The following is a 22211-nucleotide window of genomic DNA, read 5'->3' on the forward strand; positions in this document are numbered from 1 at the left end:
GGCCTATTGCAGGACGAGGTTGTACTTCTCCAGCGTCGTCGCTTTCTGTCGCGCCAGGTTCGAGAGCGACTTGTTGTAGTCCACGATCGCTCGCAGCTCGTTGCCGCGGGCAATGGCCAGGTCGCGCTGGAACTGCAGCACGAAGATCGTGGTGCTCAGGCCCACCTTGAAGCGCTCCTGCTCGGCCTGGAGTTGTTTTTCGGCCAAGATGCGGGCCGACCGGGTGGTCTCGATGCGCTTGAAGTCGGTCTGCACCCGGCGCACGGCGGCCTTGATGTCCACGATGACCTGCTGGCGCGCACTTTGGAGCTTGGCCTTCGCGTTGAGCGCCTCCAGTTGCCGCTTATTATATTGACTCCAGGCCGCCCGATTGCCGATCGGATAGCTCAGTACCAGCCCGCCCCCGTAATTGTAGAAGTCTCCGCTGAAGTTCCGTTGGAACATGTCGTTGGTGCCCGACCCGAGGCCCGACAAGCCCACCGTCCCTTGGGCGGACAGCGTGGGCAGCAGTTGGTTCTTCGCGAACCGGGTGTTCAGGTCGCTGGTCTCGATGTTGCGGTTGGCTTGCAGCACCTCCGGGCGCCGCTCGATGGCGACGTCAATCGCTTCTTCCAGGCTCAATGGCTCGAGCGATTGCACCGGCTGATCCATCGGGAGGAGGCGCAGATCTTGGCGAAGGTCTTGCTCGCCGGGGTTCAGCAAACGGCGGAGGATATCCTCCTGGTCGCGGATCGTCTTCTCGGCAATCAGGATCTGCTCCACGCGCGAGGCCACCCCTGCCTCGGCTTGGAGCACTTCCACGGCCGACATGACCCCCGCCTTGGCCTTCGCACGATTGCCGGCCAGGAGCTCTTCGGCGGCCTTGAGGGCCGCCTGCGCCACCTTCAGGTTTTCATTCGCGAAGACCAGTTCCCAATAGTTCTGCTCGACGTCCGCGATCACGGTCAAGACCTGATCCATGAAGACCTGTTGCTCGACCTGCGCATTGTTCTGCGCGATCCGAATGAACGTCCTGTTGATTTCCACGCCGGCATTGCGGAGCAAGGGCTGCGTCACGGTGAACGCCAGGCCGCCGGTATAGGCGGGGTTGAAGAGAAAGGTGTTCGGCCCCGCGACGAAGTTGCGTTGCGGGCTGTAGTTGATGTCGTAGTTCGCCCCGGTCAGCAGGTTCTGCGTGAGGTCGAGGGTGACCGAGCTCGTGTTTTGATCGAAGGTCGTGACGTCGCGGAGGACGGCGCCGGTGAAGCCCAGGACCGGCCGGTTGAGCGGAGAGACGAGCCGATTGTATTGGGCGTTCAGGCTCAGGGTCGGATCGAACTTCGCTTGTTCGAAAATGATGTCGGTCAGCTTGGATTCCTTCGTCTGCCGGCTGATCGTGATGTCGAGGTTCCGCTCGAGGGCCTGAAGCACGGCGTCGGATACCGAGATCGGATGGCGCGGCTCGAGTTTCTGGTCGGTCGGCTCGGCGCCGATCGCCGGTCCTCCCGTGATGGAGACCGTGCAAACAAGGGCGAAGAAGGTCTGCAGCAGGCGGCTGGCATGAGGCCACATGGTTTCCCCCTAGATGTGGATCGAGGCCGACGCTATACTAGAGCATTCGCCGGGGGCCTGTCACGCACCGGCGACGTATCTACAGCTCCTCAAAAAGGAGGGACCCCATGCACCTGCGCCGTCTACTGCTCCTCTCCATCGTGCTCTACACGGCCGTGGGCGGCCCCGCATCGGCGCAGGTCTCCGGGGTGCGGGCGTTCGGTGGCGGGGTGGGCCCCTTGTTCGGCCTCGTCGGGCCGGGGAATCTCTATCTGGATAACCAAGGCACGCAAGGGTACATGTACACCCCGGGGACGAATTTCGAGTCGTACAACTTTCGCAACCCTACGACCGGCCAAGCCTGGAGCGGCGCGATCATGACCCTCGGGCCGCAGCTCTCGATCGGACTCATTCAAGGTGCCAATCAGATCGGGACGCCGATTCTGCTCATCCCCCCTCCCCGCGAGCTTCCCCCGTTGCCGGAGATCGAGTCGACCCTCATCGATATCCCGTAGAGACGGAGGAGGCTGGTAAAGACAGTCGCCCAGGCCGGCGTCTATGGATTGGCTAACTGCCAGACCACGGCAAGGACATACCGGGCGAGGCGTGCGATGATCTCGGGTTGGATCTTCTCGGCGGTATCGGTCGGCCGGTGAAAATCGATGTGGGGACCTCCGCTGACGATCGTCACAGTCGGGATGCCGGCCTCTTTGAACGGGACATGATCGCCGCCGGGAAAGAACCCGAACACGTCAAGCCATCCGTCGAGACCCGCCGGGCCAGCCGCTTGTCCTGCCCACTCCTTCGGAAGCCCCGTGACGCCGACCGTCAGCCGGCCGTTCCCGACACCCACATGGTCGATGTTGATCATCGCCACCGTACGGGCCAGCGGGCGAGCGGGATGCCGCATGTACAGGCGAGAGCCCAACAACCCCTGCTCCTCGCCGCTGAACGAGACGACCAGGACGGATCGCTTCGGTTTGACCGGTGATTCGGCAAGGACGCGCGCGACCTCGAGGATCAGCGCCGTACCGGAGGCATTGTCGTCGGCGCCCGGGAAGACAAGGCCGGCGTGCCGCCCGAGGTGATCTCGGTGAGCGCCGACGATGACCGTTTCATCCCGGCGATCGGGGTCACTGCCGGGGAGCAACGCCAGGACGTTGACGAGCGATCCTGCCCCCTCGCGACGCCGCCAGGCCAGGCTCACCGTCGTCCCTGTTTCTCTCGACACGGGTCCACGCCCCGCATTCACCTGCTCCTGAAGCTCACGCAGCGGCGGCGAGGAGGACAGCATGCGCTCGGCGAATTCCGTGCTGATCCATGCGCCGGGCAGGAGATCGCGATCGTCTTGGAGCACGGCTCCCATCGGGGCAGGTGTCGTGCCGCGCCCGGTCTCGTAGGCGCTCAACACCGGCCCGGTCGCGGTCAGAAAGGCGCGTGCGCCTCGCGCGCGGGCCGTCGCGACCTTCATGGCTGGGGTGACATGGCGGTGAGCGTGCGCGGGGCTGCCTCGCAGGAACAGCACGACCTTGTTCCGGACGTCCAGTCCGGCGTACTCGTCGAGACCGTGTTCGGGATCGGCGAGGCCGTACCCGACGAAGACCACCGGAGCCGTGAGGTCGACTGACGGGGAGTCGAGGAAAGGGAGGAAATCATCACCGATCCGGCCCGGAAGCCTCTTGCCTTCATGGACGAGCGCCAGCCGTGCTTCTCCTTCGATCTGGAAGACCGACAGGGAGTCCTGCATGCCCCAACCGGTCAGGTCGTGTGGACCTGCACCGGGAGCTGTGGGGGCGAGCCCCAGCACGCGGAAACGCTCGGCGACGAGCATGGCCGAGGTCTTGTCATCGGCGCTTCCAGCCAACCGACCGTTGAAATCGGGTTGGCTCAAGCGCGTGAGATCGGCCATCATCCGTTCGGACGACAGCCGACCGAGCATCTCGGCGAGCGGGGAGGCGCCGGAGGATACCAGGGAAGCGGTGAGACCGAGGAAAGGAAGAACGAGCAGACAGACGGCTAAGGCGACGCGCCTCACGCCCGTGCCTGTCCCTTGAAATGCGCCAATTCGCGCTGAAGCGTATCGACCTGTTTTTCGAGGGTGATCATCTTCAGTTCCCGGCCCACCACCATCTCCTGAAAGGCCTCCAGATCCCGCACCTTTTCCTGTAGCTCGACCTTCGAGGCTTCCAGGTCGCGGACGACCTTCGCATAGGCTTGGACCTGTTGGTCGAGCTCGGCGTTCAGTGCCGTGATCCGGGCTTCCGAGCGTCGCTGGTCCGTGAGATCGATCCCGATCCCCAGGACTGACGGCTCCTGACCGTCGAGTTGCGGCATCGTGGACCACCGCCATTCGATCAGGCGCTCCTCACCGTTCTTGGCCGTCCAGGGCGTGTGATGGGGCCGGCGATCGGCCGTGGCCAGCGAGCGAACCCGTTCGCGGACCTCTACCGCCGCCGCGGGCGGCACGAAGACCTCGAAGATCGAGCGGCCCAGCACCTCGGCTCTCCCGTAGCCGGTCGCCTCTTCGGCCGCTCGGTTGAACATCAAGAGACGGCCATCGGCGTCGGTCACGACGAGCAGGCAGGGGACGCTTTCGATGACCGCGTGCAGCGACTCTTGGCTCCGGCGCAGCGCCGACTCGGTTCGTTTGCACTCCTCCGCCTGCCGGCTTACGTGGCGATGGTGCACGGCACGCTGGACGGCGCCCAGCAGATAGTCACGGTCGACCGGCTTCAGAATGTAGTCATAGGCCCCCGCCCTCAAGGCCTGCATCGCGAGCGTTTGGTCGCCATAGCCCGTGATCAGCAAGGTCGGCGTATGCGGCCGGAGCGTGTTGATCTCATCGAGCAGCAGCAGGCCGTCCATATCAGGCAGGCGGATATCACTGATGATGGCGTCATAGTCGGTGGCTTCGACCTTGTCCAACGCCACGCGGGCGGAGCCGCAGAGATCGACGACCGTGCCCGGCATCCAGAGGCGGAACATTTCAGGGAGCGCCGTCAGGACCGCCGGGTCGTCGTCGATAATCAGGATTCTTGACGTAGACATACGTGATACCTTACGCGCCCGCCTCCATGGGGTCAATCGGGCCGCCCGCGTAGGCGGGCGGCTCATCGCGCCCTTCGTCGCGGATGACGTGGCGATGCTCATCGCAGGCCCAGGGACCCTGATGGCGTTGCCCATGAGCGCGTCGTGGCGTAGCAGAGGCCGATGGGCGCAGTGTTGCGAAGCTCGCAGGAATCCGGGTAGTATCCACGATGACGCTGTGGACCAGGGCATCGATGGCCGAGCATCATCCCTATCTCGATCGATATCGTCGGTTCTTGGAGGAGCGAGACCAAGCCAAGGGGTACGAGTTTCACCAGGCGCCGACAGGGAACGTTCCCCCGCCGAAGGTGACCTTTCTCGACCGCCTGCGCTGGTGGACGTGGAATCGCGGTGAGCGGCTGAAGAAGATTCGCGCGGAGCGCGACCGCAGTCAGCAGGAGATCATTGCACTGAAGAACCGGCCGCAGCCGGTCGATCGGCCGGAGTGAAAGCCGAGATCGGAGGAGAGGTGCCGGGAGTCAGCAAGGAGCGCGATGAAGACGATGGTGATCAACGTGGGAGGGACATCCCCTCTTCGATGGGCGGCCGCCTTCTCGATCGGCGTCTGGGTGCTGGCCGGATGGCTCTGGGCGGCGGATCGGCCGCTGCCGAAGTCGGGTTCAAGCGCGAGATCCCCCGTTCCCATGGACCTCTTCAAGACCTGGGAGTTCGACAAACAGCCGGCGGGCAATCAACCGGTTGGGTTCACCCCTGTCTCGGTGGGCGCCGGCGACACGGGGATCTGGATGGTGCAGGCCGATGCCGGCGCCCCCTCGTCCCCCAATATCGTGCGGCAGTCCGCCCCCTGCACCGCGGACCCCTGCATGCATCTCCTGTTGGTCGATGACCTGGTCTATGAATATCCCGACGTGTCGGTCAAGATCCGTCTCACCGAATCGCCGATCGGTCCGCCGGGCGCGGCGGGGCTCGTGTTCGGCGCCCGGGGCGGCAAGAACTTCTACGCGGCGACCGTGGACCTGACCGGCGAGCATATCGAGGTCCTGCGCGTCGTGGACGGCAAGCCCACCGTGCTGGCTCAAACGACCGCCAAGCCCAAACAAGTCGCCTGGCACGTGTTGCGCGTCCGACGCGATACGATCATCAGCAAGGAATACATCGAGGTCGTGTACGACGGGGTGCATGTCCTCTCGTTCGAAGACACGACGCTGGAGCCGGGGCAGATCGGCATCATCACTCGCGGCCCCGCCATGGTCGCCTTCGACAACGTCCACGCCGCACCACTCTACTCTCAGAAGCCCCTGTCCCCGCCTGCCGCCTATTAGGACCGGTGCGGGCCGAGCGAGCCAGGCGCTTCAACTCCTCTTCACGGACCCATGGTGCATTCCGGCATCGTTCACCGTCCCGGACCGGTGTCGACGAAAAGAGTAGGCGGCCGGAAAGCTGTTGTCGCTATGGCGGGTCGGGCCACCATCGGTCGGACGCCGCGCAGTTCGGGTCCCTTGTCGAATTGGTCGGGTAAGGCGACAGGCGATGGCCTCGGCGTTCTCACATGCCGCAGTCGCGATCGTTCTAGGAAAGGCCTCGTTCCCTCGGGGGCTGCCCGCCCGATTCTGGTGGCTGTCGATCGCGTGCTCGATCCTTCCCGACGTGGATGTCCTCGGCTTCGCGTTTGGCATCCCGTACGAGCACCTGCTCGGCCACCGGGGCGTCACCCACTCGCTGGTGTTCGCCGGCCTCGTCGCGTGGGCCGTCGTGCAGGTCTGGTTCCCGGACAGGTTCCCGCGGTCGCCGCGAAGACGTCTCCTGTATCTGCACTTCTTCCTCGCCACGGCCTCCCACGGGGCGCTCGACGCCATGACCGACGGCGGTCTGGGCGTCGCCTTTTTGGCGCCGTTCGACGACACCCGCTACTTTTTCCCCTGGCGGCCGATTCTCGTGTCGCCGATCGGCGTCGAACCGTTCTTCAGTCGATACGGCATTCAGGTGTTGGCCAGCGAACTGCTCTACGTCTGGCTGCCGGCGGGCGCCGTCGCGGCCGCGGTCGCGCTCGTCCGGGCTCGACGAGGTCGGATGCCAAACGGCTGACGTTGGCCGGTTGATCTTGCCTCTGATAAGATGACGGCCGATGCCGCCGTTCAAACTGGAAGCGCCGTTTACTCCCAAAGGGGATCAGGGCCCGGCTATCGAGAGGCTGGCCGCCGGGGTGACGGCCGGTGTGCAGCACCAAGTGCTGCTCGGTGTGACCGGCTCCGGAAAGACGTTTACGATGGCCAACCTGATCGCCCGGGCGCAGAAGCCGACCCTCGTGCTCGTTCACAACAAGACCTTGGCCGGACAGCTCTATCAGGAGTTCAAGGCGTTCTTTCCCCACAATGCCGTCGAGTACTTCGTCAGCTACTACGACTACTACCAGCCCGAGGCGTACATCCCGCAAAGCGACACGTACATCGCGAAGGACGCCTCCATCAACGACGCCATCGACCAGATGCGCCACTCGGCCACGCGGTCGTTGCTCGAGCGCAACGACGTCGTCATCGTCTCCTCGGTCTCGTGCATCTACGGCCTCGGCTCACCGGAGGTGTACCACGGGATGTTGCTCTATCTCGAGGAGGGGATGGAGATCCGGCGGGAGCAGATCCTCTCGAAGCTCGTCGAGATCCAGTACTCACGGAACGACACCGATTTTCACCGGGGCACCTTTCGGGCGCGCGGCGACGTGGTCGAGATCTTCCCGGCCTCGTCGGACGCCGTCTCCGTACGCATCGAGCTGTTCGGCGACACGGTGGACGCGATCCATGAGATCGATCCGCTGACGGGGAAGTCGCTCGGCCGCCTGCCGAAGGTGCCGATCTACCCGAACACCCACTACCTCATCGCCCCCGACCGCTATGAGCGGGCGCTTGCCGGAATCGAAGAAGAGCTGGAGGAGCGGATCGCCTCTTTTCGACAGCACGGGCAGCTTCTGGAGGCGCAGCGGATCGAGCAACGCACCCGGTTCGATCTGGAGATGATCCGAGCCATGGGTTACTGCCATGGGATCGAGAACTACTCGCGGCATCTGAGCGGGCGCCATGCGGGGGAGCCGCCGCCGACGTTGATGGATTACTTCCCGAAGGATTTTCTCCTCATCATCGATGAGTCGCATGCGACGATCCCCCAGGTGCAGGGGATGTATGAAGGCGATCACTCCAGGAAGAAGGCCCTTGTGGACTACGGGTTCCGGTTGCCGTCGGCCTTCGACAATCGGCCGCTGAAGTTCCCCGAATTTCAGAAGTTCATGAAACAGGTCGTCTACGTGTCGGCGACCCCCGGCCCGTACGAGCTGAGGCATGCGGGGCCGCACGTCATCGAACAGATCATCCGGCCGACGGGCCTCATGGATCCCGTCATCGAGGTGCGGCCGGCGCGTGGGCAGGTCGACCACTTGCTCGGCGAGGTGCGCAAGACGGTTGAGCGGGGCGGGCGGGTCCTGATCACGACGTTGACGAAACGGATGGCCGAGGACTTGACCGAGTACTACCACGACCTCGGGATCAAGGTGCGCTATCTGCACTCCGACGTGAAAACGCTGGAGCGGGCGGAAATCGTCCGGGATCTTCGCCGGGGCGTGTTCGACGTCCTGGTCGGGATCAACCTGTTACGCGAGGGGTTGGACATCCCTGAAGTGTCTCTGGTGGGGATTCTGGATGCGGACAAGGAGGGCTATTTACGGTCGCATCGTTCACTCATCCAGACCGCCGGCCGGGCCGCCCGGAACGTCGAAGGGCGGGTTATTCTCTACGGCGATACGGTGACCGATTCCATGCGGCAAGCCATCGACGAAACCGCGCGCCGGCGAACGATTCAGGCCGAGTACAATCTGGCCCACGGCATCACACCGGAGACGATCAAGAAGAGCATCGGAACGCTGGAATACCAGGTTGCGGAAGCCGATTATGTGACGTTCCCCGCGGCAGCGGACGTGAAGTCGGAGTATCAGACGCCGGAGGCCATCGAGGCGATGATCCAGAAGCTCGAAGAGGAGATGAAGGCGGCCGCCAAGCTGCTGGAATTCGAAAAAGCCGCCCAGCTTCGGGACCGTATTCGGGCGTTGCGGATGAAAGAACTCCAGGTCGGTGCGTGACAGGCCGCACCCTGGGCCTCAAACCCTGCCTTCATTTGATTCAGGCCTGCTTGTAGAGGTAGATCCCGAGGAAGATCCCGAGAAAGGTCAGCAGGTTCATCTTGACGACGAGACCGAAGGTCACTTTCAAGAGGACGAGGTTGACGGTCAGCGGCGGTTCGATACCGGGCGTCAGGGCGGTGGTGAAGATGTTTTGAATCGTGCCCTTCGGGGCCATGACCCGAAGGATCTCGCCGAGTATTCCTCCCAGCATGCCCCCCAGCAGGATGAAGACGATCAGGACCCATGGTGATTTCCTCACCCGCGCCTCCTCAAAATTGCGGCGCACGATAGCGAAAGCCCGATAGGAAGTCAAGAAATCGCGCGCTCGGGAAAGTAGATACTCGTACGCGTCTAGGGGCGGGGCTCGGCTTGACTTCCCGGAACTCGTTGTTTACACTGCAACGCTGCTCTTTTGTCAAGTTTTTCTAGCGAGTAGGAGTTTTCCCTTGCTCGAAGCGCTGAGTGAGAAGTTTGAGCACATTCTGAAGAAGCTGCGCGGTCATGGTGTATTGACCGAGCAGAACATCGCCGACGCGCTCAAGGAAGTGCGGTTGGCCCTGCTCGAAGCCGACGTCAACTTCAAGATCGTCAAAGACTTCCTGGAACGCGTTCGGCAACGCGCGCTCGGGCAGGAAGTCTTACAGAGCTTGACGCCCGGCCATCAAGTCGTGAAGGTCGTCTGGGAAGAATTGTGCGAGCTGATGGGCCAGGGGCAGTCCTCGCTGGCGCTCGCCCCCACTCCTCCCACCATTATTATGATGGTGGGGCTCCAGGGGTCGGGAAAAACGACGACCAGCGGCAAGCTGGCCCGCCACTTCAAACAGCAGGGGAGGCGCGTGCTGCTCGTGGCCGCCGATCCCCGCCGTCCGGCCGCCGTCGATCAGTTGGCAAGTCTGGGTTCCGACTTGGGGGTCCCGGTGCACCGGATGGAGCGCCCGGGTGCGACCAAGGCGGACGTGGTCGCCGTCTGCTCCACCGGAGTGGAGCGGGCTCGCGATCAGGGCTTCGACCTTGTCATTCTCGATACCGGCGGCCGTCTACACATCGACGATGAGCTGATGGACGAATTGGTGGCCGTCAAGCAGGCCGTCCGTCCTCATGAAGTGCTGCTCGTCGCGGACGCGATGACCGGTCAGGACGCCGTCACGATGGCCGATCGGTTCAACCAGCGGGTCGGCTTGACCGGGATCATCCTGACCAAGGTCGAAGGTGACGCCCGCGGCGGTGCGGTCCTGTCGATCCGTGCGGTGACCGGCAAGCCGGTCAAGTTCATCGGGGTGGGGGAGAAGCTGGAGGCGCTGGAGGTGTTCCATCCCGACCGGCTGGCCTCCCGCATCCTGGGAATGGGCGATGTCCTCTCGCTGATCGAGAAGGCGCAGGAGGCGTATTCGCGCGAACAGGCGGAAGAGGTTCAAAAGAAGCTGGCGTCCAAGACCTTGACGCTGGAAGACTTCCGCGAGCAGATCAAGCAGGTCAACAAGCTCGGTTCGTTCGATCAGATCCTGGGAATGCTGCCGGGCGGGCAACGGCTGAAGGAGATGGCGGCGGGCGGCGTACCCGAGCAGGAGATCAAGCGCGTCGTCGCGATCATCGATTCGATGACGCCGCGTGAGCGCCGCGACCACACGATCCTCAACGGCAGCCGGAAGAAACGGATCGCTCGCGGAAGCGGGACGAGCGTGCAGGAGATCAACCGGCTGATCAAACAGTTCCTCTCCGCCCGCAAGATGGTCAAGGCGCTCACGGCGGGTGGCGGGCGGCGGCAACTCGCGCAGTTGCTGCGCAGTCACGGCTGAGGGGGACCAGCGTCCGGCCGGTGCAACAGACGACACATCGTTCGAGCGACGTTCTCACTCTAACCTTCAACCTCAATCCGAACGGAGTCCAACGTGGCAGTTCATTTGAGACTGACGAGAGCAGGCCGGCACAAGCGGCCCTTTTATCGTGTGGTGGCCGCCGATTCACGGATGCCCCGCGACGGGCGCTATCTGGAAGTGCTCGGAACCTATGATGCGCTGAAGAATCCGCCGGTCGCCGATTTGAAACAGGAGCGGATCCAATACTGGCTGAGCAAGGGCGCGCAGCCGACCGTGACCGTCCGCACGGTGTTGCGGCGAGCCGGGCTGCTGACCAAACAAGCCGGCGCATGACGCGGCTCGCTCGCACGGCCGGCGGTGACATGGTTGCAATGACGGAGCTGGTTGCGATCGGCAAAGTGGTCAAGCCTTTCGGCGTCAAGGGCGATGTCCGGGTGCAGTCGCTCAGCGATGTCCCCGGCCGATTCGAATCGCTCGGCGAGGTGACTTTGGTCGCGCCGTCCGGCCGCTCGCTGGTGACGCGGGTCCAGCATGTCCGAAAAGACCGCGACTCCTACGTGATGGGCCTCGAAGCCTTTTCGTCACCCGAAGAAGCCGCGCTGTTCCGGGGGGCGCTGATCCAGATCCCCCACGACCAGGTGCCGACGCTGCCGGACGGCCAGTATTACGAGTTCCAGTTGATCGGGATGGCGGTCGTGACCGAGCGGCAGGAACCGCTGGGCACGCTCGAAGAAATCATGCCGACCCCGAGTCACCCGGTCTTCGTCGTCCGTGGGGAGGGGCGGGAGCGGTTGATTCCGGGGACGCGCAGCATGGTCATCGAGGTGGATGTCGAACGCCGGCGCATGACGGTGCGCTGGCCGGGAGTCGAAGGCGAGCCCGATGCGCAGTGATGTGGTGACGCTGTTTCCGGAGATGGTCCTCCCCGTCCTGGGGCAGAGTATGCTCAAGCGTGCACAGGACAAGGGACTGCTCGAGGTGCAGGTGCACAACCTCCGTGATTGGACGACCGACCGGCATCACGTCGCCGACGACACGCCGTACGGCGGCGGCGCGGGCATGGTCCTCAAAGCCGAACCGGTGTTCCGCGCCGTTGAGACGCTCCGCGCGAGAGCCGCCTCGGACTTGCGTATCGTCATCCCATCGCCGCAAGGGCGGGTGTTCACGCAGCGGACGGCCGAAGAATTGAGCCGCGAACCGCGCCGCGTGGTCTTCCTGTGCGGGCACTACGAAGGCTTCGACGAGCGCGTGCGCCTGGGGCTGAATGCCGAGGAGATCTCGATCGGAGACTATGTGTTGACGGGAGGCGAGCTTCCGGCGCTCGTGATGATCGACGCCGCCGCTCGGTTGATCCCCGGCGTCCTCGGCGACCCGGACTCGCCGGTTCAGGATTCCTTCGCCGAGGCGTTGCTCGATCATCCCCACTATACGCGGCCCGCCGACGTTCGAGGCCTGGCCGTACCCGAGGTGCTACTGTCGGGGAACCATGAGGCGATCAGACGGTGGCGCCGGAAGGAGGCGCTGCGGAGCACCCATCTGAAACGTCCCGAGTTGTTGCAGGATCGGCTTCTGACGGAAGAGGACCGACGATTGTTGGGTGAGATTCTGCAGGAGGAAGCGAAGCGACAGTCCGTGTTGTGCGCAGAGGAGGAGTGAGGACCATGAACCAGTTAGAGCGAATCCAACGATCGTTGACCAAGAAAAGCATGCCGACCTTCGAAATCGGCGACACCGTCCGGGTCCATGTGAAGGTGGTGGAAGGCGAGAAAGAGCGCATTCAGGTCTTCGAAGGGACGGTGATCGCGCGGCGGGGCGGCCGCAACAGCGAGACGTTCACGGTCCGGAAACTGAGCTACGGGGTGGGCGTCGAGCGCATTTTCCCCGTACATTCGCCGACGATTGCCAAGGTGGATGTCGTGCGGCAGGGCAAGGTGCGCCGCGCCAAGCTCTATTACTTGCGGACCAAGAAGGGCAAGATGGCCAAGGTCGGCGAGCGCGAGTTTTCTCCGGATTCCAAACAACAGGCCGCGAAAGAGGCGAAAGCCAGCGAACCGGTTGCGGCCGAGACCGTCCCGGCCGGGACATAGGAGCGGGTTCAGGTGGAGGTTCAGGCCGAGCGATCGTTTCGGCTTTCCTCGCCTTAACCTTCAGCCTCAGCCTCAGCCTTCTTTGATGCGGTGGAGCCTACCGACTTTTTTGAAGCGGAAGCGCGGCGATGCGGGTATGAGTCGATCGCCGGCATGGACGAGGCGGGCCGAGGCCCGCTGGCCGGTCCCGTCGTCGCTGGCGTCGTCATCCTTCCCCGCCGCTTCACCCTGCCGGGTCTGAACGATTCGAAGCAGGTCACGGAAGCCGACCGGGACCGGCTCTATCGCCAAATCGTGCGCCAAGCGGTCGCCGTCGGGGTCGGCCTGGCAACCGAGCGGGAGATCGAGCGCATCAACATTCTCGAGGCCACGAGGTTGGCCATGCGGCGTGCGCTCGATGCCCTCGACGTGCGGCCTGATTTCCTTCTCCTGGATGCCGTCTCCATCCCGGCCGTCCGGATGCCCCAACGTCCGATCATCAAAGGCGACGGGTTCTCCGTGTCGATTGCCGCCGCGTCGATCGTGGCGAAAGTGAGCCGCGACCGCTTGATGCGGGACTACCATCGCCGCTTTCCGCAGTACAATTTCCGCGCACACAAGGGGTACGCGACCCCGGAACACCTCCGCCTGCTCGACGCCTACGGCCCCTGCGCGGCGCACAGGCAAACGTTTCGACCGGTCGTGCAGGCGTGGGAGGACGATCAATGGGAGATGTTCGAGTGAGCGGGGATCAGAAGCAGTTCGGGCGGGATGCGGAGTCGGAGGCCGAACGATATCTGCGCCGCCACGGCTATCGCATCCGCGACCGCAACGCCCGATCGGTGTATGGAGAGCTCGACCTCGTCGCCGAGCGGGGCGGCACGATCGTGTTCGTCGAGGTCAAGGCCCGGCGAACGTCGGCTTACGGCGGCGCCCCGCACGCCGTGGATGCACGCAAGCAGGCGAAGCTCATCCGTCTCGCGGCGCACTATCTGGCGCGGCACAAGCTCGCCGATCGCCCGTGCCGATTCGACGTGGTGCTCTGCTCGGGAGACGCGGGGCCGGATCGCATCGAACACATCGAGAATGCGTTCGAGGTCCCGGGGGGAACGGTCTGGTGCGGGTGAGCCGGCGGGCGCCGTGATCCACCTTTATCACGTCTCGAAATACTATGACGGCCGGCCGGCGCTGTCCGACGTGACGTTGCAAATCGACAAAGGAGAGTTCGTGCTATTGATGGGCCCGAGCGGTGCGGGCAAGACGACGTTGCTGAAGCTGCTGTTCGCCGCGGAACGCCCCGATCAAGGACAAGTGATGGTTCACAACCGGAACGTCGGCCGCCTCGGGCCCCTCGAGGTCCCGTACTTACGGCGGTCCATGGGATTCGTCTTTCAGGACTTTCGTTTGCTGCCCAAAAAGAGCGTGTTCGAGAACGTCGCGATGCCGTTGTTGGTGCAAGGGGCATCCCGATATGATACACGGCGAAAGGTCAGCGAGGCGCTGAAAGCGGTCGGGGTCGAGCACCGCAAGGAAAGCCGACCGGCCATGCTCTCGGCCGGGGAGCAGCAACGGGTCTGCATCGCCCGCGCGATCGTCAACGGCCCGGTCGTGCTCCTGGCCGACGAGCCGACCGGGAACATGGACGCGGACCTCGCCGCCGAGATCATCGATCTTTTCAAGGTCATCAATGCGCGGGGGACGACCGTGGTGATCGCGACGCACAACCGGCAGGTCGTCGAGCAGGTGAGGCGGCGGGTCGTGGTCCTCAACCAGGGCCGCGTGATCGCCGATGAGGGGCCCGGACGATGAGGCGGCTCGGCTACCTCCTCACTGAAGCGGTCGCGAACATCCGCCTGAATCAAACGACCACGCTCGTCGCTATCGCCACGACGGCGTTCACCATGGCCTGCTTCGGGGTGTTTCTGCTGCTCTACTTCAACCTCCGCGGCGTGACCGCGTCTCTCCAGGAAGAGATCAAGGTTATGGTCTACGTGCAGGACGGCGTCTCGCCGGCCGTGCTCGCGGACCTGCAGGCGCGTCTCAAGGGCGAGCGCGAAGCGGCCGCGGTGGTCTACATTTCCAAGGAACAGGCGCTCGCAGATTTTCGGGAGGAGTTCCCGTCGGAAGGTTACTTGCTTCAGGCCCTGGGCGAGAATCCTCTGCCCGCCTCGTTGCTGGTCACGGTGGCTTCGCAGTTCCGGTCCTCCGAGGCGGTCAAGCGCTGGGTGGAGCGGATCAAGACGCTGCCCGGCGTGGCGCAGGTGCAGTACAATCGCGACTGGATCGAAAGCTTGAGCGGGTTCGTGCGATATCTTGAATGGGCGGCGGTGGCCATCGGGACCGTGCTCGCCGCCGCTTCGGTGACGATCATCGGGAGCACCATCCGCTTGACGCTGTACGCCCGCCGTGAGGAGATCGAGATCCTCCGCCTGATCGGCGCGACCGGTCATTTCATTCGTATTCCCTATCTGATCGAGGGGGCGATCCTCGGGGCGTTGGGCGCGGCCTTTTCCCTGTCGCTGCTGAAGGCGGGATTCGAATTCTTCAGGCTGCAGCTCGACCCCCACACCCGCCTGTTGGGCGGGGCCCTCACGTTCTCGTTCTTTCCTGGACACGTGTCGCTTCTGCTGGTGGCCGCGGGGCTGTTGCTGGGGTCCATCGGAAGCCTCGTCTCCCTGTTGGCGTTCGAAAGGGCGCGGTCATGAGGGCGCTACCCGGCCTGATTGCATGCATGCTTGGGGCGGCGTGGTTGATGGCCGGGCCGGGGCTGGCCAAGGACCGGGGTAGCGACCCCATCGCCGAGAAGATCGAACGGGAACGCCGGGCCCTCGAGCGCCTCCAGCAGGAGATCGAGCAGAAGAAGAAGCATGCGCAGGAGGCCGAGAAGAAAAAGGAATCCGTGCTCCAGGCGATCGAGGACCTGGACGACGACCTGACGCGCAAGCGGAAAGAACGGCTGGCCATCAGCCGGAAGTTGCGGGAAAAAGATCAAGAGATCGAGCGGATCAATGCCCAGCTCGGGGCGGTCCGGGGGCGGATCGACGACCGGCGCCAGTCCATCCTGGCCAGGCTGAGGGCTCAATATATGGAGGGGCGCTTTGGACACCTGGCGACGTTGCTCTCGGCCGAGAACTACGAGACGCTCGAGCGAAGGTTGCGGTATCTTTCCGCCGTCTCGCAACGGGAGTATGATTTGGTAGAGTCGTACCGGCAGGACGTCAGCCGTTTGGAGCAGATGGAACGCCAGCGGGCGGCCGTCCGTGACGAGATGATCGCCATCAAAGCACATACCGAGCGCAAGCTCACCGAAATCCAAGGCCTCAAGCGGAAGAAGAACGTCATTCTCGCGAAGATCACCCAGGAGAAGGAATCGTCGGAGCGGGCCCTGGCCGAGCTCGAACGATCGGCCGCCCGGGTGGATGGGTTGCTCAAGGAACTGGAGCAGCGGCGCAAGGCCGCCGCGAGCTTCGTGCCGCCCAAGAACCTCGGCGGCCATCCATTGAAGGGCGCCTTGCACTGGCCGGCCGAGGGGGAGGTGGTCTCGTTTTTCGGCCGCCAGAAACACCGCAGCTTCAACACCTACGTCCAGCGAAAAGGCATCGAGATCCGAACGGAAGAGGGCGCCGCGATCCGGGCGGTCATGCCCGGCACGGTGGTCTATGCGGATTGGCTGAAAGGGTATGGTCAGGTCATCATCCTGGATCACGCCAACGGATTCTTTTCGCTCTATGCACATGCCTCGAATCTGTTGGTCAAAGTGGGCGAGCAGGTCCCGACGGGCCACGTGATCGGGGAAACCGGGGACACCGGGCTGACCGGGGACAGCACCTTGTACTTCGAACTTCGGGAAGGAGCGGAGCCGATCGATCCGTTGATGTGGCTCGCGAAACGTCGTTAGCTGGGAAAGGAACGGGGTATGGAACACGAACGGGCACGCAAGTCCTGGTATGTAGGGTCGTTCATCATCGTCGTCGCCCTGATGGCCGGGTTTCTCGTCGGCAAAGGGTGGGAGCGGACGGTGCAGGCGACCGAGACGTATGAGGAGCTGAAGACCTTCTCGGAAGTCCTGACGCAGATCCAGAAGCACTACGTCGAGGAGGCGAAGGTCAAGGACCTCGTGCAGGGCGCCATCCGTGGCATGCTCTCCACGCTCGATCCGCACTCCGCGTACATGACGCCCGACATGTACAAGGAGATCCAGGTCGAGACCAAAGGGGAGTTCGGCGGCGTCGGCATCCAGATCGGCGTCAAGGACAACCGGCTGGCGGTGATCGCGCCGATCGAAGGAACCCCGGCCCAGAAAGCCGGGATCAAGGCCGGTGATTTCATCACGAAGGTCAACGACGAAGCGACGAAGGACCTCACGCTCATGGAAGCCGTCCAAAAGATGCGCGGCGCGAAGGGGACCAAGGTCAACTTGACGATCCAGCGCGACGGCGTTCCGGATCCGCTGGTCTTCACGCTCGTCCGGGATACGATCCGGATCGAAAGCGTGCGCTCCCGGACCATCGAGAACTCGATCGGCTACGTCCGGTTGACGCAATTCCAGGAGCAGACCGGCAAGGATCTCAGCAAGGCCTTGAAGCAGTTCCGCGAGCAGAAACTGAACGGACTGATCCTCGATCTGCGGAACAATCCGGGCGGCCTGCTGACCTCGGCCGTGGAAGTGTCCGAGCAGTTCGTGGCGCCCGGCAAATTGATCGTCTCGATCAAGGGCCGCGACGGCAAGAAGGACGAGTACTTCTCCCGTGCGAAAGACCAGCTCGAGGACCATCCGATCGTCGTGCTCGTCAATGAGGGCTCGGCCAGCGCCTCAGAAATCGTGGCCGGCGCGCTCCAGGACTGGGGGCGGGCGGTCATCGTCGGGGCTACGACGTTCGGCAAGGGCTCGGTTCAGACCATCCTACCCTTGGGGGACGGCTCGGGGCTTCGGTTGACGACCGCGAAGTACTACACCCCGAAGGGCCGATCGATCCAATCCACTGGGATTACGCCGGACATCGTCGTCAAGGCGCAGGCTGCGGCCAAGGCGGGTGAGAAGGACAAGGACAAAGAGAAGGAAGAGGCGAAGGCCCCGAAGCCGAAGGAGCCTGTGCCGGGCGCGAAACCGGACGATCAAGCGCCGAAGAGCAACGGGACGCTGAACGAGCCGCTTGGCGAAGGCCCCATCGAAGACGACGCGCAATTGCAGAAGGCCGTCGAGTTGTTGAAAACGTGGAAGATCTTCAAGGATCTGCGTCCGGTCTGACCCAGCCGAAGGGGGCGACCGCCTAGGGCGCGGCACGCTCGCCGCCGTGCCGGAGCGGCTTAGGGCTTCGCGTCCCCCTCGAGGGTCTGGATTGCAGCCAGAAGGTCGTCCTCGGACACCGTGATGCCTGGCAGCGTTCGAAGGAGATGAGAGCGCACGAGCGTCTTCAGATCTTCGAGGGTCCGAATCCCAAGCCGATGATAGAGATGGTGAACGGCGGGTTCCGTGAGCCCGGGCAGTCGCAGCCACCGTGCCACGTCGGGAGGGAGCGGGCGTTTGAGTTGCTCGTAAGTGCCGATGCGGCCGGTCTTCAGAAACTCATCGATCTTCGAGGCCAGGTCCTTTCCAATGCCCGGAATATTCTCCAATCCCCCGCGCTCGGCCACCGAGGCGACATCCTCGTCGAGGCGAAGCAGAGCGCTCGCTCCGCGCCGGTAGGCCCTCACGCGGTACGGATTCTCCTTTCCGGTTTCCAAGAGATCCGCGATCGATTGAAAGATCGCCGCGAGCTGCCGATTGCGTTCGCTCATCCGGCGGTATGCTAGTCCGGACCAGCGTCCGGGTCTAGTCCCTTCGGCCCACCTCTCCACCGGCCATCCGCTTGGTTGACAAGGGCTCGAAGCGTCCCATACGATGACCGCTAGCCTGACCAGAGATGCGCATCTACGTGAACGGGGAGCCGCAGACGACGGGCTGTGACACGAGCATTGCGGAACTGTTGCACAGGCTCGAGATTCGGCCCGAGCGGGTGGCGGTGGAGGTCAACCTCCAGATCGTCGACAAAAAGGATTTCTCGACCCGCATGCTCAAGGACGGCGATCGTGTCGAGATCATTAGTTTCATCGGCGGGGGATCGTCTTGAGTGACGAGGATCGCCAGTCCGGATGAAGTGGGGATTACCATGAGAGATGACCGGCTTGTCATAGCGGGACGGGAGTTCAAGTCGCGCCTGTGGGTCGGGACGGGCAAGTACAAAGACTTCGCCGAGACGAAACGAGCGATCGACGCGGCCGGCGCCGACGTCGTGACGGTGGCTGTCCGCCGGGTGAACATTACCGACCGGTCGAAGGAGAATCTGCTCGACTATCTCGATCCCAAGACGTACACGATCTTGCCGAACACGGCCGGCTGCTACACCGTCGAGGAGGCCCTGCGGTATGCACGGCTCGCCAGGGCCGCCGGGGTCTCGGACCTCGTCAAGCTCGAGGTCATCGGCGATGAACGCACCTTGTTTCCCGACACGGCGGGTCTGATCGAGGCCGCCAAGGTGTTGGTCAAGGAGGGGTTCATCGTCCTACCGTATACGAACGACGATCCGATCGTGGCCAAGAAACTCGTCGACGTCGGGTGCCCCGCGGTCATGCCGCTGGCGGCTCCGATCGGGTCGGGACTCGGCATCCGCAACCCGTATAATTTGAAGATCATCCTCGAGACGGTCAAGGTGCCGGTGATCGTGGACGCCGGCGTCGGGACGGCCTCCGATGCCGCGCTGGCGATGGAGTACGGTTGCGATGCCGTTCTGATGAATACGGCGATTGCGGGGGCCACCGATCCCATCATGATGGCGGAAGCCATGAGGCATGCGGTGGAAGCGGGTCGTTTAGCGTACAAGGCCGGCCGCATTCCAAGGAAGCTGTACGCGACGGCGAGCAGCCCGATCGAGGGCATGCTGTAAGGCGAGTGCTGAGCCTCGTGTCCTGAGTGTCGAGCGAATGAAGAACGCAGTCCTGCACGTCTTTCAGGCCGCGTTTCCTCTCTTAGTCAGGTTCTTACTCAGCACTCAGCACCCAGCACTCAGCACCTCCTAGCATGCCGCCCGTTGATTTTCGTGTCTACCTCGTGACGGATCGGCAGCAGACCGCCGGTCGTCCCCTCGTCCCCCTCCTCCAAGAAGCGCTGAGTGCCGGGGTACGAGCCGTGCAGGTGCGCGAGAAGGATCTTGACACCCGGCCGCTCTTGGAGTTGGGGCGCGAGGTGCTTGCTTTGGCTCGGCCGTACGGGGCTCGCGTCTTGATCAACGATCGGGTCGACCTTGCCCTCGCCCTCGGCGCCGACGGCGTGCATCTTCGGGCCGACAGCATGCCGGTTCGAGCGGCCCGGCGCCTCCTGCGTCCCGACCAGCTCCTCGGCGTCTCAACTCACGCCCCCGACGAAGTCGTCGCAGCCGAGACGGAAGGGGCCGATTTCGTCGTGCTCGGACCGATCTACGACACGCCGTCCAAGCGAGCGTACGGCGCCCCGATCGGGCTTGCCGCTCTCGCCGAGGCCGCGCGGCGCTGCAGGATTCCCATTTTCGCGATCGGAGGCATCGGCCCCAAGCAAGTGCGGGAGGTCCGCGAAGCCGGAGCGTTCGGCGTGGCCGTGATCTCCGCCATCATGAGCGCGGGCGACGTCGCCTCCTCGACGCGCGAGCTCCTCACGCTGGTTCATTCCATGTAACACGCGCGCCGCGTCGTCGTCCCGCGCGCGTGCAGTTGACCCTTTTCGAGAATCGATGATAAGATTTGCACAAGTTGAGCGGCGGATCCTCACAGCAACGTGATCGGGAGAGTCCTCGATGGCCGATTCCAAACGGAGTGGCCGGCTCAGCTCCCTCCGTGACTCAGTCAAAAAAATCACTCGGGCATTATCAGACGGAGATGAGAACGCCGTGAAAAAGAGTGATGAGCAGGCACGCGAGATCGAGAAACTCCACATCCAGATCCAATCGATGCAGGAAGAGCTCCGGCACCTGTATCATTCCCGCTCGCAGCTCGAGCAAGCCCACAAGCAGAACGAGAAGTTGACGGCGACCCTCCAGGAAGCCAAGGCGCAGATCCAGGCGCTGAGGGCCGAGGTCGACAAGCTCACCGCCCCCCCGTCCACCTATGCGATCTTCTCGAGCATGAACGAGGACGCGACGGCGAATGTGTACGTCGCGGGCCGGAAGATGAAGGTGAGCCTTCACCCGGCGATCAAGCCCGAGCAGCTGCGGAAGGGCCAGGAAGTGATCTTGAACGAGGCCTTCAACGTGATCGAAAGCCGCGGCTTCGACGGGCAAGGCGAAGTCGTGCGGCTGAAGGACCTGCTGGAGCCGAACCGAGCGCTCGTGTCCCTGCATTTCGATGAAGAGAAGGTGGCGGAACTGGCGGAACCGCTGGTCGAGCAGCGGCTGAGCGTCGGCGATCATCTACTCTACGATGCCCGATCGGGATATGTCATCGAAAAGCTGCCCAAGTCGGAGGCCGAGGAGCTGGTCCTCGAAGAGGTGCCCGATGTGGATTACGACCATATCGGCGGTCTGGCCAAAGAGATCGAGCAAGTCCGCGACGCGGTCGAGCTACCGTTCCTCTATCCCCAACTGTTCGCCGAGCACAAGCTGAGCCCGCCCAAGGGGGTGTTGCTGTACGGTCCTCCGGGGTGCGGTAAGACGTTGATCGCCAAGGCGGTCGCCAACTCCATCTCCAAGAAGCTCGGCCATCTCACCGGCAAAGAGATGCGCAGCTTCTTCCTGCACGTGAAAGGGCCGGAGTTGCTCAACAAGTACGTCGGCGAATCCGAGCGGCAGATCCGCGAAGTGTTCAAGAAGGCCAAGGAGCGGGCCGTCGAGGGGAATCCGGTCATCGTCTTTTTCGACGAGATGGACGCGTTGTTCCGGACGCGGGGGACGGGCATTTCCTCCGATATCGAATCGACGATCGTGCCGCAGTTCTTGTCGGAGATCGACGGCGTCGAACGGCTGCGGAACGTCATCGTGATCGGGGCGAGCAACCGCCAGGATCTGATCGACCCGGCCGTTCTCCGCGCCGGCCGGCTCGACGTGAAGATCAAGATTTCGCGGCCGGACATGAACGCCGCCCGCGAGATTTTCTCCAAGTATCTCGACACGAATCTGCCCTATGCCGAGGACGAGCTGGCGAGGCACGGCGGGGACCGGAAGACCCTCGTGGAGCGCCTCATTTCGATGACGGTCGAAGGGATGTACTCGACGTCCGAGGAAAACAAGTTCCTCGAAGTGACGTACGCCAACGGCGAGAAGGAGACCTTGTACTTCAAGGACTTCGCCAGTGGAGCCCTGATCGAGGGCATCGTCTCGCGGGCGAAGAAGTATGCGATCAAGCGGGCGATCGCGAACGAAGGGAAAGGCCTGCGCGCCGACGATCTCATGCGGGCGGTCCGTGAGGAATTCAAGGAACACGAGGACCTGCCGAATACGACGAATCCCGACGACTGGGCGAAGATCGCCGGGAAGAAGGGCGAGAAAATCATCCACGTCCGGACAATCACCGCGGGGTCGACGGAGTCCCGCCAGATCGAGACGATTACGACCGGCCACTACTTTTGAGGGGAGCCGAGAG

Annotated in this window: 25 protein-coding genes; 20 read left to right on the plus strand and 5 right to left on the minus strand. The window is 63.5% G+C overall.

Annotated elements, in window-relative coordinates; genetic code table 11:
- Positions 1 to 3: 3 nt before the first annotated feature.
- The gene (locus ACWHYV_RS05520; protein ID WP_447979654.1) at positions 4 to 1551 is read right to left on the minus strand and encodes a TolC family protein; all 1548 of its coding nucleotides are present in this window, start codon (positions 1549 to 1551) and stop codon (positions 4 to 6) included.
- A gap of 107 nt (positions 1552 to 1658) precedes the next feature.
- Between ACWHYV_RS05520 and ACWHYV_RS05525 the strand changes: the two genes are divergently transcribed.
- Positions 1659 to 2045 (plus strand): hypothetical protein, encoded by a 387-nt coding sequence (locus ACWHYV_RS05525; RefSeq protein WP_447979655.1) that lies wholly within the window; start codon positions 1659 to 1661, stop codon positions 2043 to 2045.
- Positions 2046 to 2086: 41 nt separating this feature from the next.
- Here ACWHYV_RS05525 and ACWHYV_RS05530 read toward each other — a convergent pair whose 3' ends face one another.
- Positions 2087 to 3565, minus strand: coding sequence for a M28 family peptidase (locus ACWHYV_RS05530; RefSeq protein WP_447979656.1), 1479 nt, complete (start codon positions 3563 to 3565; stop codon positions 2087 to 2089).
- On the minus strand, positions 3562 to 4578 hold the full coding sequence (locus ACWHYV_RS05535; protein WP_447979657.1) for a response regulator: 1017 nt from the start codon (positions 4576 to 4578) through the stop codon (positions 3562 to 3564). The genes ACWHYV_RS05530 and ACWHYV_RS05535 overlap by 4 nt, the downstream gene beginning before the upstream one ends.
- 209 nt (positions 4579 to 4787) lie before the next feature.
- Between ACWHYV_RS05535 and ACWHYV_RS05540 the strand changes: the two genes are divergently transcribed.
- The 4 genes from ACWHYV_RS05540 (at position 4788) to uvrB (ending at position 8701) form a co-directional block, all read left to right on the plus strand.
- Positions 4788 to 5066 (plus strand): hypothetical protein, encoded by a 279-nt coding sequence (locus tag ACWHYV_RS05540; protein WP_447979658.1) that lies wholly within the window; start codon positions 4788 to 4790, stop codon positions 5064 to 5066.
- A gap of 45 nt (positions 5067 to 5111) precedes the next feature.
- Positions 5112 to 5900, plus strand: a complete 789-nt coding sequence (locus ACWHYV_RS05545; protein WP_447979659.1) for a hypothetical protein — start codon at positions 5112 to 5114, stop codon at positions 5898 to 5900.
- 208 nt (positions 5901 to 6108) lie between these two features.
- Positions 6109 to 6663, plus strand: coding sequence for a metal-dependent hydrolase (locus ACWHYV_RS05550; protein ID WP_447979660.1), 555 nt, complete (start codon positions 6109 to 6111; stop codon positions 6661 to 6663).
- 40 nt (positions 6664 to 6703) lie between these two features.
- Complete coding sequence (uvrB, locus tag ACWHYV_RS05555; protein WP_447979661.1) at positions 6704 to 8701, plus strand: excinuclease ABC subunit UvrB; 1998 nt, start codon at positions 6704 to 6706, stop codon at positions 8699 to 8701.
- A gap of 40 nt (positions 8702 to 8741) precedes the next feature.
- On the opposite strand, the gene ACWHYV_RS05560 is transcribed toward uvrB, so the two are convergent.
- Positions 8742 to 9002 (minus strand): DUF4321 domain-containing protein, encoded by a 261-nt coding sequence (locus tag ACWHYV_RS05560; RefSeq protein ID WP_447979662.1) that lies wholly within the window; start codon positions 9000 to 9002, stop codon positions 8742 to 8744.
- A gap of 187 nt (positions 9003 to 9189) precedes the next feature.
- Between ACWHYV_RS05560 and ffh the strand changes: the two genes are divergently transcribed.
- The 11 genes from ffh to ACWHYV_RS05615 all read left to right on the plus strand — a co-directional run bounded on the left by ffh (position 9190) and on the right by ACWHYV_RS05615 (position 17874).
- A complete protein-coding gene (gene ffh, locus ACWHYV_RS05565) occupies positions 9190 to 10539 on the plus strand; it encodes a signal recognition particle protein (RefSeq protein WP_447979663.1) in 1350 nt (449 codons plus the stop codon).
- Between the two features lie 93 nt (positions 10540 to 10632).
- On the plus strand, positions 10633 to 10893 hold the full coding sequence (rpsP, locus tag ACWHYV_RS05570; protein WP_447979664.1) for a 30S ribosomal protein S16: 261 nt from the start codon (positions 10633 to 10635) through the stop codon (positions 10891 to 10893).
- A gap of 29 nt (positions 10894 to 10922) precedes the next feature.
- Positions 10923 to 11453, plus strand: coding sequence for a ribosome maturation factor RimM (gene rimM, locus ACWHYV_RS05575; RefSeq protein ID WP_447979665.1), 531 nt, complete (start codon positions 10923 to 10925; stop codon positions 11451 to 11453).
- Positions 11443 to 12216 carry a tRNA (guanosine(37)-N1)-methyltransferase TrmD gene (gene trmD, locus ACWHYV_RS05580; protein ID WP_447979666.1) on the plus strand — a complete coding sequence of 258 codons (774 nt, stop codon included), beginning with the start codon at positions 11443 to 11445 and terminating at the stop codon, positions 12214 to 12216. The genes rimM and trmD overlap by 11 nt, the downstream gene beginning before the upstream one ends.
- 5 nt (positions 12217 to 12221) lie before the next feature.
- On the plus strand, positions 12222 to 12647 hold the full coding sequence (gene rplS / locus ACWHYV_RS05585) for a 50S ribosomal protein L19 (protein ID WP_447979667.1): 426 nt from the start codon (positions 12222 to 12224) through the stop codon (positions 12645 to 12647).
- 90 nt (positions 12648 to 12737) lie between these two features.
- A complete protein-coding gene (locus tag ACWHYV_RS05590) occupies positions 12738 to 13370 on the plus strand; it encodes a ribonuclease HII (RefSeq protein ID WP_447979668.1) in 633 nt (210 codons plus the stop codon).
- Positions 13352 to 13753 carry a YraN family protein gene (locus ACWHYV_RS05595; protein ID WP_447979669.1) on the plus strand — a complete coding sequence of 134 codons (402 nt, stop codon included), beginning with the start codon at positions 13352 to 13354 and terminating at the stop codon, positions 13751 to 13753. Before ACWHYV_RS05590 ends, ACWHYV_RS05595 begins: the two co-directional genes overlap by 19 nt.
- A gap of 13 nt (positions 13754 to 13766) precedes the next feature.
- Positions 13767 to 14435, plus strand: coding sequence for a cell division ATP-binding protein FtsE (ftsE, locus tag ACWHYV_RS05600; RefSeq protein ID WP_447979670.1), 669 nt, complete (start codon positions 13767 to 13769; stop codon positions 14433 to 14435).
- Positions 14432 to 15331: a cell division protein FtsX gene (locus ACWHYV_RS05605; RefSeq protein ID WP_447979671.1), complete on the plus strand. Its 900-nt coding sequence runs from the start codon at positions 14432 to 14434 to the stop codon at positions 15329 to 15331. The genes ftsE and ACWHYV_RS05605 overlap by 4 nt, the downstream gene beginning before the upstream one ends.
- A complete protein-coding gene (locus ACWHYV_RS05610; RefSeq protein ID WP_447979672.1) occupies positions 15328 to 16524 on the plus strand; it encodes a murein hydrolase activator EnvC family protein in 1197 nt (398 codons plus the stop codon). Before ACWHYV_RS05605 ends, ACWHYV_RS05610 begins: the two co-directional genes overlap by 4 nt.
- 18 nt (positions 16525 to 16542) lie before the next feature.
- Entirely contained in the window at positions 16543 to 17874 is a 1332-nt protein-coding gene (locus ACWHYV_RS05615; RefSeq protein WP_447979673.1) for a S41 family peptidase, read from the plus strand.
- Between the two features lie 59 nt (positions 17875 to 17933).
- Here ACWHYV_RS05615 and ACWHYV_RS05620 read toward each other — a convergent pair whose 3' ends face one another.
- Positions 17934 to 18404: a histidinol-phosphatase gene (locus ACWHYV_RS05620; RefSeq protein WP_447979674.1), complete on the minus strand. Its 471-nt coding sequence runs from the start codon at positions 18402 to 18404 to the stop codon at positions 17934 to 17936.
- 125 nt (positions 18405 to 18529) lie between these two features.
- Here ACWHYV_RS05620 and thiS point away from each other — a divergent pair, with 125 nt between their 5' ends.
- From thiS to arc, 4 genes are all read left to right on the plus strand, one after another.
- Positions 18530 to 18736, plus strand: coding sequence for a sulfur carrier protein ThiS (thiS, locus tag ACWHYV_RS05625; protein WP_447979675.1), 207 nt, complete (start codon positions 18530 to 18532; stop codon positions 18734 to 18736).
- Positions 18737 to 18775: 39 nt separating this feature from the next.
- Positions 18776 to 19549, plus strand: coding sequence for a thiazole synthase (locus ACWHYV_RS05630; protein ID WP_447979676.1), 774 nt, complete (start codon positions 18776 to 18778; stop codon positions 19547 to 19549).
- Positions 19550 to 19683: 134 nt separating this feature from the next.
- Positions 19684 to 20313 carry a thiamine phosphate synthase gene (thiE, locus tag ACWHYV_RS05635; protein WP_447979677.1) on the plus strand — a complete coding sequence of 210 codons (630 nt, stop codon included), beginning with the start codon at positions 19684 to 19686 and terminating at the stop codon, positions 20311 to 20313.
- A gap of 118 nt (positions 20314 to 20431) precedes the next feature.
- Positions 20432 to 22198: a proteasome ATPase gene (arc, locus tag ACWHYV_RS05640; RefSeq protein ID WP_447979678.1), complete on the plus strand. Its 1767-nt coding sequence runs from the start codon at positions 20432 to 20434 to the stop codon at positions 22196 to 22198.
- Positions 22199 to 22211 lie beyond the last annotated feature (13 nt).

It is taken from the genome of Candidatus Nitrospira bockiana (assembly GCF_965152565.1).